Here is a 6425-nt window from a genome sequence, read left to right as displayed (position 1 = left end):
CCGAACGACCGACCGACCGCTCGCCCGGGCGGCGCAGCGGTACGCGGTCCGGAGCCTGCGCCGTACGGGCGGTGACGGTGGGCCATCCCGCGTCGTTGACCGGGCGGGAGGTGCGGTAGCGTCGCCGACACCGCCCGAATGGCGGTCGATAACACCGAATCGCTCCGCGGTGCCGTCAGGATGGGGAGCGAACCGTCCGTCTCGATCCTCCGGGGGATCTCCGTCATGCAGCCGCGAGTGTTCGCGATTCTCACCGCCCTGTTGCTGGGGGTCCTGGGGCTGGGGTCGGTGGCCGTCACCGACTGGGTGCCCGACCCGGTGGCGGCGTCCCCGGCGGTGCCCGGGGGCGGTGCCGGGAGTCCGGCGGCGGGCGGGACGGCGGGTGCGCCGCCGGCGGGGGCGGCCAAGGCGACGCCGACCGGGGATCCGGCGGTGTGGACGCGGTCGACGCTGCGCAACAAGCTGATGGCGGAGATGGAGGCGACCGACCCGGGGGTGGCGCTCGCCTCGCTGGACCGGATCAGCAAGCAGCTGCCGTACACGGTGCGGTTCTGCCACCCGATCGCGCACGAGCTGGGGCACCAGGCGGTGAAGCGGTTCAACGCCGACTTCCAGAAGGTGATCTCCTTCCCGCACGAGACCTGTGCGGCGGGCTACCTGCACGGCGCGGTGGAGGAGATGCTGAACGCCTCGACGCAGCCGGAGCAGGACCTGGTGAAGCTGTGCGCCCCGGCGAACACCGGGCCGTGCATCCACGGGGTCGGGCACGGCACGATGTTCGTGGCGAAGCAGGACGTGGCGAAGGCCCGGGAGCTGTGCAAGAAGTTCCCGTCGGACCAGAACCGGATCCGCTGCTCGGAGGGCCTGTTCATGCAGCTCTTCGGCCCGGACGAGGAGGACGAGAACGCCAAGGCGAACCTGCCGGTCGACAAGCTTGCGCAGGACCCGCTGTACCCGTGCAAGGACCAGCCGGCGCTGTTCCAGTCGGCCTGCTTCTTCTACGCGCCGACGTTCTACCTCTCCTCGCACGACTACCCGAACCATCCCGAGGTGTACGGCGAGGCCCTGAAGTGGTGCCTCAACGGGAAGGCGAGCGGCGGGTCGGTGGACTGCAGCCGGGGGGTCGGCTCGCGCACCATGAAGTACAACCTGGACCGCGAGGACTGGGCGGCGCAGCAGTGCGCGACCGCGGCGGACGGCTGGCAGCGCAAGGCCTGTGCGGAGGGCCTGGTCAGCTACTACACGGTCAACTACACGGACGGCGGTGCGGCGGGCCGGCTCTGCGCCAAGATCACCGACAAGGAGATGCAGGGCTACTGCCGCTCCGCGAGCGGGTTGTCGAGCACGCTGGACTGATCCCCGCCGCGCCGGGGCAGTGGCCGGGCCCGTCCGTCGGACGGGCCTTCGCCGTCTCCGGGGGCTGATCTAGGATTCCGGCAACGGGTGCGCCGAGGACGCCGCGCCGATCCCGCGCCGATCCCCTCCCGCTGGAGCACTCCGTGACCGATTTCCGCGACGCCGCCCCCCGTGGGGCCGCCCCGCACGACGCCGACCCCCGCGACGCCGCCCCCCGGGTGACCGATTTCCGTGCGGCTGCGCACGCCGCCGCCGACCTGGTCTCCGACCACCTCGCCGGGCTCGCCGACCGACCGGTCTGGCAGCCGGTGCCGGACGGGCACCGCAAGGCCCTGCTGGAGGCGCCGCTGCCCGCGACCGGCCGCCCGCTCGACGAGCTGCTGGCCGGGATCGCGGCCGACGTGCTGCCGTACCCGATGGGCAACGGCAGTCCGCGCTTCTTCGGCTGGGTGAACTCGGCGCCCGCGCCGGCTGGGGTGCTCGCCTCCTTCGCCGCCGCCGCGATGAACCCGAGTTCGGCGGGCGGCGACCACGCCGACGTCCACCTGGAGCGGGCGGTGGTCCGCTGGATCGCCGAGCTGGTGGGCTTCCCGCACCCGGCCGGTGGCGGCCTGCTGACCTCGGGCACGTCGATGGCGACCATCGTCTGCCTGGCCGCGGCCCGCAACCGGGCCGCCCGGCTGGCCGGCTGGGACGTGCGCGAGGACGGCCTGGCGGGCATGCCGCCGCTGGTCGCGTACGCCACCGGGGAGACCCATTCCTGTGTGCGCAAGGCCGCCGAGCTGCTGGGCCTCGGCAGCCGGCACCTGCGCACCGTCCCCACCGCGCCGGGCGGCCTGCTGGACCCGGCCGGGCTGCGGGCCGCGGTGGAGCGGGACCGGGCGGCGGGGCTGCTGCCGTTCCTGGTGGCGGCGTCCGCGGGGACGGTCGGCACCGGGGCGGTGGACGCGTTCGACCCGATCGCCGACGTCTGCGCCGAGCAGCGCCTGTGGCTGCACGTGGACGGCGCGTACGGGGCCTTCGGCGTGCTGGACCCGGAGATCGCGCACCGCTACGCCGGGCTGGAGCGGGCCGACTCGCTCGCCCTGGACCCGCACAAGTGGCTCGGCGTGCCGGTGGACTGCGGCTGCGCCCTGGTACGGGACACGGCGGAGCTGCGCTCGACCTTCAGCCTGGTGCCGTCCTACCTGCGCGACGAGGCGGCGGGCGAGCTGGGCTGGTTCTCCGAGTACGGGACGGAGCAGACCCGCCCGTTCCGCGCCCTGAAGGTCTGGGCGACGATCGCGCACCGCGGCCGGGACGGCCTCGCCACCGACGTCGCCCGCTGCACGGCGCTGGCCCGGCGGCTCGGGGAGCTGGTCGCGGCGGATCCGGAGCTGGAGCTGCTGGCGCCGGTACAGACCTCGATCACCGCGTTCCGCCACCGGGCGGCGGGCCTGGACGACGCCGCGGTGGACGCCCTCAACCGGGAGCTGCCGGCGGCGGTGCAGCGGCGCGGCCGGGTGTTCGTGACCGGGGCGCAGCTGGGCGGGCGGGAGATGCTGCGGGCCTGTCTGCTGAACGCGGCGACGACGGAGGCGGACCTGGAGCTGCTGGTCGCCGAGGTGAAGGCAGCGGCCGGGGAGCTGCTCGCCGCCCGCTGAGCGGACCGGTGCGGCTGCGCCGGGTGCCCGGGGCGATGGGTGCCGGCGGTGCCGGGTGCCCGGGGCGATGGGTGTCGGCGGTGCCGGGGCAGCTGCGTCGGGGCGCCCGCGGCGGCTGCCGGGGAGGGTTGCCCGGCGGTCGGTCGCGTCGTTAACCGGTCCGCGGAGACATTTACCGACAGGTCACGGGGGATTCGTGATCACGAAACACCCGAGCGGCAGATTGATGGCATGGAGCACTTGGAGCAGCTGACGACCGAGCACCCCACGACCCCGACCCCCTCCCGTGCCCAGCGGCGCGGCGGCAGAGCCCGGCACTGGCGCCGCACCACCGTCGAACTCGCCGCCATCTTCCTCTCGGTGACCGCCGCCGACCTGGTCGCCAAGATCGTGGTGCACGGTCCGAGCGGCCCACTGGTGCTGGCCGCCTCGGCCACCGCCCTGCTCGCCACGGCGCTGTTCCACGCCTGGTGGGCGGAGCGGCACCAGCTCCACGGGCCGCCGGATCCGGTTCCGGCCGCCGGGCCCCCCGGTCCGGTCGCGGTCGGCGCCGAACCGCTGCGCGGTCCGCTGGACGACTTCGAGGAGACCGTGCTCTGGCGGGTGCGCACCACGGTGGAGGACTCCCCGGGCAGCCTGGCACGGGTGTGCACGGCCTTCGCCGAACGGCGGGTGAACATCGTCTCGATGCAGTCCCACCCGCTGCCGGAGGGCACCGTCGACGAGTTCTTCGTGCGCGCCCCGAAGTCGCTCACCCGGGACCGGCTGGCGGCCCTGATCGCGTCGGCGGGTGGGCACGACATCTGGACCGACCCGGCGGACACCCACGACCTGGTGGACGTGCCGACGCACGTCCTGGCGCTGGCGACCCGGACGGCGCTGGACGCCGCCGAGCTGCCGATCGCGCTGCGGGGGCTGTTCGGGCAGTGCACGATCCGCCAGTTCCCCGGCGGCGGGGCGCGGGCGGCGGCGGCCGGCGTGGACGGCCACGTGATGCGGCTGCCCGCCCCGTCCGGGGACCTGATCGAGCTCACCCGCCCGCACCTGCCGTTCACGCCGACCGAGTTCGCCCGGGCGCAGGCCCTGGTCGAGCTGGACACCCTGCTCGGGCCCCGGGTGCCGGACGTCCGCTCGCGGCTGACGCTGCCCGCCGGGACCTCGCTGACCGTGCGGCGGGCCGATGCGGGCGACAAGGCGGCGGCGCTGGCCATGCACGGCCGCTGCTCGCCGGACACCCTTCGCAAGCGCTACCACGGCCCGGTCCGGGACGCCGACCGCTACCTCGACCACCTGCTGGACGCCCGGCACGGGCAGACCCTGGCGGTCGAGGCCGCGGACGGGCGGCTGGTCGCCCTGGGGCACCTGATGTGGGACGACGACGGCGCGGAGGTCGCCGTGCTGGTCGAGGACGCCTGGCAGCGGCGCGGGCTGGGCCTCGACCTGATGCGCCGGATGTCCGCGCTGGCTCTTGAGGCCGGGGTGGAGACGGTGTACGCGATCACGCAGTCGTCCAACAGCGGGCTGATCGCGACCATGCGCAAGCTGGCCGCGCCGCTGGACTACCAGGTCGAGGAGGGCACCCTGGTGATCACCGCGCATCTGGCGGAGGCGGCCGAGGAGCTGCCGGTGCCCTGGCAGACCCGGCCGGGGCGGTAGCACGGACGGCAGCACGGACGGTACGCGGCCGGGGCGGTAGTACGGGCGGCAGCACGGACGGTACGCGGCCGGGGCGGTAGTACGGGCGGCAGCACGGACGGTACGCGGCCGGGGCGGTAGTACGGGCGGCAGCGGCCGGGGCGGTAGCACGGGCGTACCCGGGGCCCCGGCCGTTCGCGGCCGGCGCCCCGGCACCGTCGAGCAGCGCCCCGGCGGCGCAAGGCGGGGCCCCGCCCGGTCCCCGCCGCGGGCCCGTGCGGGGCCCGGGAACCGCCCGCCGCCGGGGGGCGTCCCCGGCTGCGGGCGGCCCGTCCGTGCACCGCCCGGACTGACCCCGGGTCAGGACCCCCGCAACGGGCCGGTTCCCGGCGTCGGAGCAGGCCGCACGGGGTCCGGAGCACCGAGCCGGGCGGCGGAGTCGGTAGGCTGGCCCCGTCCCCGCCGCCCGACGGCCTGTTATCCGGCCCCGGGTGGTGCCGCAGCAAGGAGGAATCACTGAGCATGGCAGGCACCGAAACGGAGCCCACAGGCGCACGCGACGCCTCGCTGCCCGCCCGCGCCAAGATCGCGGTCACCGCGGGCCGGGTGGCCGCGGCCCTCTCCCAGAAGGCCGGCCGGGGAAGCGGCTCGGTGATCGGCGGCAAGATCGCCCTCAAGCTCGACCCCGATCTGCTCGCCACCCTCGCCGACCACCTGGACGTCGTGCTGGTCAGCGCCACGAACGGCAAGACCACCACCACCCGCCTGATCGCCGAGGCGCTGCGCGCCGCCGGCCCGGTGGTCTCCAACGCGCTGGGCGCCAACATGCCGGCCGGCATCACCTCGGCCCTGGCCGGCGGCAGCGACGCCCGCTTCGGTGTCATCGAGGTCGACGAGAAGTACCTGGCCGGGGTCGCCCGCGACACCCGCCCCAAGGCGATCGCCCTGCTCAACCTCTCCCGCGACCAGCTGGACCGCGCCGCCGAGACCCGGATGATGGCCGAGAAGTGGCGCGAGGGGCTCAAGGACACCGAGGCCGTGGTCGTCGCCAACGCCGACGACCCGCTGGTGACCTGGGCCGCCTCGTCCTGCAAGAAGGTGGTCTGGGTGGCCGCCGGGCAGGCGTGGAAGGAGGACGCCTGGTCCTGCCCCGCCTGCGGCGGCGTGATGCAGCGGCCCGGCGAGGACTGGTTCTGCCAGGAGTGCGGCTTCCGCCGCCCCAACCCGCACTGGGCGCTCCAGGGCACCCACGTGATCGACCCGCAGCGCGGCGCCTGGCCGATCCAGCTGCAGCTGCCCGGCCGCGCCAACCTGGCCAACGCCACCAGCTCCGCCGCGGTCGCCGCGGTCTTCGGGGTGGCCCCGCAGGTCGCGCTGGAGCGGATGCAGTCCGTCACCGCGGTCGCCGGCCGCTACGACGTGGTCCAGTACCAGGGCCGCGACATAAGGCTGCTGCTCGCGAAGAACCCGGCCGGCTGGCTGGAGACCTTCTCGCTGATCGACGGCCCGCCCGCCCCGGTCATCCTCTCCGTCAACGCGCTCGACGCCGACGGCACCGACACCTCCTGGCTGTGGGACGTCGACTACGAGCGCCTCGCCGGGCACCCGGTGTTCGTGATGGGCCAGCGCAAGCTGGACCTGGCCGTCCGCCTGGAGGTCGCCGGACTGCAGTTCCACGTGGTGGACTCGTTGGAGCAGGCCGTCCGGATGGCCCCGCCCGGCCGGATCGAGGCGATCGCCAACTACACCGCCTTCCAGCAGCTGCGGAAGGTCGTGGCCGGCTGATGCCGG

General features: G+C 74.9%; 4 protein-coding genes. All 4 read left to right on the top strand.

Going from position 1 to position 6425, the window contains the following annotated elements:
* Positions 1 to 225 precede the first annotated feature (225 nt).
* The 4 genes from ACWGB8_RS26310 to ACWGB8_RS26295 all read left to right on the top strand — a co-directional run bounded on the left by ACWGB8_RS26310 (position 226) and on the right by ACWGB8_RS26295 (position 6419).
* On the top strand, positions 226 to 1356 hold the full coding sequence (locus tag ACWGB8_RS26310) for a hypothetical protein (RefSeq protein WP_452216068.1): 1131 nt from the start codon (positions 226 to 228) through the stop codon (positions 1354 to 1356).
* 143 nt (positions 1357 to 1499) lie between these two features.
* Positions 1500 to 2999, top strand: a complete 1500-nt coding sequence (locus ACWGB8_RS26305) for a pyridoxal phosphate-dependent decarboxylase family protein (RefSeq protein WP_452216067.1) — start codon at positions 1500 to 1502, stop codon at positions 2997 to 2999.
* A gap of 231 nt (positions 3000 to 3230) precedes the next feature.
* A complete protein-coding gene (locus ACWGB8_RS26300) occupies positions 3231 to 4655 on the top strand; it encodes a GNAT family N-acetyltransferase (protein WP_452216066.1) in 1425 nt (474 codons plus the stop codon).
* A 501-nt stretch (positions 4656 to 5156) separates the two neighbouring features.
* Positions 5157 to 6419: a MurT ligase domain-containing protein gene (locus ACWGB8_RS26295; protein WP_452216065.1), complete on the top strand. Its 1263-nt coding sequence runs from the start codon at positions 5157 to 5159 to the stop codon at positions 6417 to 6419.
* Positions 6420 to 6425 lie beyond the last annotated feature (6 nt).

This window comes from Kitasatospora sp. NPDC054939 (assembly GCF_053610105.1).
Note: the sequence above shows the minus strand (reverse complement) of the source record. Positions and strands in the feature narration are given on the sequence as shown.

Excerpts from the sequence above, each read along its gene's own strand:
- ACWGB8_RS26310 (WP_452216068.1), top strand. The coding sequence starts at position 226 with ATGCAGCCGCGAGTGTTCGCGATTCTCACCGCCCTGTTGCTGGGGGTC.
- ACWGB8_RS26300 (WP_452216066.1), top strand. The coding sequence starts at position 3,231 with ATGGAGCACTTGGAGCAGCTGACGACCGAGCACCCCACGACCCCGACC.
- ACWGB8_RS26295 (WP_452216065.1), top strand. The coding sequence starts at position 5,157 with ATGGCAGGCACCGAAACGGAGCCCACAGGCGCACGCGACGCCTCGCTG.